The following is a 3,593-nucleotide window of genomic DNA, read 5'->3' on the forward strand; positions in this document are numbered from 1 at the left end:
CGCTCGGAGGTGTGCGCACGCCCCTGGCGCATCCAGTGCAGGCGACGCGCCACGTGCACTTGCGCTTCGCCAGGGCCACACAGGCCGCGCTCGGCGTTGTAGCGAATGATGTCTGCAATGGGCCGGCCGACGCTGATCAAGCCGTCCGGGTAGTTGAACAGTTCCAGGTAACGCCGGTTCCAGGCCACCAGCTTGAGCGACTGGTCCACCACGCTGATGCCCTGGGTGATGTTCTCGATGGCGCCTTGCAGTAGGGCGCGGTTGAACTGCAGCACTTCCGAGGCTTCGTCGGCGATACGGACCACGTCCTCCAGTTGCATTTCCCGCCCTTCGATTGCCGCTTTCACCACCGCCCGCGTCGAGGAGGCCCCGAGTACACCGGCCAGCAAGCGTTCGGTGTGGGCGATCCAATCGTTATCGGCATTCTGGTTGGGGTTGAAGCCTTTGCCTTGGCGGTAGGCGAAGCGAATAAAGCTCTGCTGGGCCCGTTCTTCCCCGACGAAGCGCGCCGCGAGGCTGAGCAGGTCGCTGATCTGCACCGACAGCATGGAGCGCGCACTCGCACGCTGGTTGATTTCCTGGCCGATAAAACGGCCTGCCTGCCAGTGCTCGGAAACCCGTGTGCGCGACAGCATCGACACCCACACGAAGAGGGTGAAATTCCCCGCCAGGGAGAACACGGTGCCCAAGGTCAGCGACGTGACCGACAGCCCGAACGGGTGGGAATGCATCCAGGTCAGGCCGGGGAAAAGGCTGAGCGACCAGCCCAGACTTTTCGCCGTCACTGGCAAGACCAAGGTGTAGAACCACAGGAAGGTACCGGCGGCCAAACCGGCAAACACCCCACGCCGGTTGGCCTGCTTCCAATAGAGTGCGCCGAGCATCGCTGGGGCCAGTTGGGTCACAGCGGCAAAGGCGATCTGGCCGATGGTCGCCAGGCTGGCAGTGGAGCCCAGCAAGCGGTAGCTCACGTACGCCAGCAGCAGGATGATCACAATGCTCACCCGGCGAACCGACAGCATCCAGTGGCGAAAGACTTCGAATGGCCGCTCGGCGCTGGATCGGCGCAACAGCCACGGCAGCAGCATATCGTTGGAGACCATCGTCGACAGTGCAATGCTCGCCACGATCACCATGCCAGTGGCCGCCGATGCACCGCCAATGAATGCCAGCACGGCGAGGGCAGGATGGGCCTCGGCCATTGGCAGGCTGATCACATAGGAGTCCGGCAGCACCGAGCTGGGCAACAGCATCTTGCCGCCCAAGGCGATGGGCACCACGAACAGTGCCGCGAGGATCAAATAAGCCGGGAACACCCACTTGGCCAGGCGCAAATCCTGGGGGTCGATGTTCTCCACCACCGTCACATGAAATTGTCGCGGCAGGCAGATGATCGCCATCATGGCGACGCCGGTCTGTACCACCATCGAAGGCCAGTTGATGGTCTCTTTCCAGTATTCCTCCAGGCGCGGGGCGAGCATGGCCTGGCTGAACAGATCGCCGAAACCGTCGTACAAGCCGTAGGTGACAAACGCACCGACGGCGAGAAAAGCGAACAGCTTGACCAGCGACTCAAACGCAATCGCCAGCACCATGCCGCGGTGGTGTTCGGTGGCGTCGAGGTTGCGTGTGCCGAACACGATGGTAAACAGCGCCAGCACCAGCGACACGATCAAGGCCGTGTCCTGGGCGCGGGTGCCGGTGGTGTCGGGGCCGGCGCCGATCAGCAGGTTCACGCCCAGCACGATGCCTTTGAGCTGCAGCGCGATATAGGGCAGCACGCCCACCAGGCAAATAAGTGCCACCACCACCGCCAGGGACTGGGACTTGCCGTAGCGGGCAGCGATAAAGTCGGCGATGGAGGTAATGTTTTCCTGCTTGCTGATCAGGATCATTTTCTGCAACACCCAGGGTGCCAGCACCAGCAACAGCACAGGTCCCAGGTAGATCGGCAAGAATGCCCACAGTTGTTCGGCGGCTTGGCCTACGGCGCCGAAGAAGGTCCAACTGGTGCAGTACACCGCCAGTGACAGGCTATACACCCAGGCACGCACGCGCGGTGGCAGCGGCGCATGGCGGCGGTCACCGTAAAAGGCGATGGCAAACATAGTGGCCATATAGGCCAGGGCAACGGCGGCGATCAGCCCGCTGGACAGCGTCATGGTAACTCCGAGCATAAGAACACCCGGGCATTCCAGGCCCGGTTGGACAGTCTCGCATGATGCCTGGTGTTAGTCAGTGTCGACCAAGGTCGTGTGGGATCGAATGTCGCAGGTGGCGCTCAGCGTGGCGGCAGGGTTTTCTGGCGCAGGATGTAGATCGTCACCAGCACCGCACTGGTCAGCATAAAGCCCCGTGCCCATGGCAGCGGCACCAGGTAGCAGGAAATCGAGATGCTCAACCACATCAAGCCAATGGCGTAGACCTTGCCTTTGAGCGGGATGCCATTGCCGTCCAGGTAATCGCGCACCCAGGGCCCCAGGCGCGGGTGTTCCACCAGCCAGTGGTAGAAGCGCGGGGAGCTGCGAGCGAAACAGGCGGCGGCGAGTAACAGGAAGGGCGTGGTCGGCAGCACAGGTAGGAAAATGCCGATGACTCCCAGCGCTACGCTTAGCCAGCCGATGGCCAGCAGCGCGTAGCGCAGGAGCAGTGGACGGTTGCCCATGGGTGCCACGGGCAAGCCACTCAGTGGTGACGTGGCTTGAGGATCGCCGGTTTTTCGTCAGGCGCGTTGCACAGCAGGTACAGCGCGGTGAGGGCTTCCGGGATCTGCACGATCATGTCGTCCATCAGGTTGGCGTCGGCGGCGATGTCGGAGAACTCTGCTTCCTCTTCGAACAGACCCGAACCGACCATGATCGGCAGCAGCATTTCGCTGACTTCTTCTTCGGCGGTTTCGAACCAGGCGGCTTCGCGCAGGAACACGCCTTCCATGAAGCCGATGCACCAGCCGCGCAGGTCGGAGTCATCAGGGTCGTCGCCCAGGTCCAGCTCGCACGGCAGCTCGAACTCTTCGTCGGAGGCCAGTTGGCGGGCGATGTGGGCCTTGAGGGCGACCAGGGTGGATTCGATTTCTGCGCGCTGGGCGTCGTCGCTGTAGTGAGGCTCTTCAGCGAACAGCGCGTCGATCCATTCACGGTCCGGAACGGGGTCGGAGCAGATCGACAGGGCGGTCAGGTAGCCGTGGGCGGCCACGTAGTCCAGCGCCTCGTCATGCAGCTCATCGGCGTCGAGGAAGGCTTGCAGGCGGGTTAGTTGCTCAGCGAAGGACATTGAAGGGCTACCTTGGGAATAAACGATGCTGAATTCTAGGCTTTCTTGAGCGCCCAGGCCAGCCGCACGGCATATTTGCCCGGTTTTAGCCTGGTGCGTCTATTCGTCAGTCGCGCCCTTTGGTGGATAACGCTCGGGTATACTGCCGCGTTTTGTGATGCCCCTACAGGCCCAGCGCCAATCCGGGAAAACTTCGCTTACGGATTATTTTTCGTGAACGGGGATTTTTTCGGCCAGCCTGTATAGAGGGATTTCGGCACCATTTTGGAGTTTTTACATGCTCGAGCAGGCTCAACGCGTCCTCAAGGACATCTTCGGCT

At 61.9% G+C, this 3,593-nt stretch carries 3 protein-coding genes; all 3 read right to left on the minus strand.

Features of this window, described 5'->3' with window-relative positions; translation table 11 throughout:
• On the minus strand, positions 1-2,162 hold a 2,162-nt coding region (locus tag DQ405_RS25905), incomplete at its 3' end, for a PAS-domain containing protein (protein WP_168426449.1).
• A gap of 119 nt (positions 2,163-2,281) precedes the next feature.
• Positions 2,282-2,665 carry a YbaN family protein gene (locus DQ405_RS25910; protein WP_019818414.1) on the minus strand — a complete coding sequence of 128 codons (384 nt, stop codon included), beginning with the start codon at positions 2,663-2,665 and terminating at the stop codon, positions 2,282-2,284.
• A 20-nt stretch (positions 2,666-2,685) separates the two neighbouring features.
• Positions 2,686-3,273: a UPF0149 family protein gene (locus DQ405_RS25915; RefSeq protein ID WP_003193011.1), complete on the minus strand. Its 588-nt coding sequence runs from the start codon at positions 3,271-3,273 to the stop codon at positions 2,686-2,688.
• Between the last annotated feature and the right edge of the window lie 320 nt (positions 3,274-3,593).

Source organism: Pseudomonas sp. SST3, assembly GCF_003325755.1.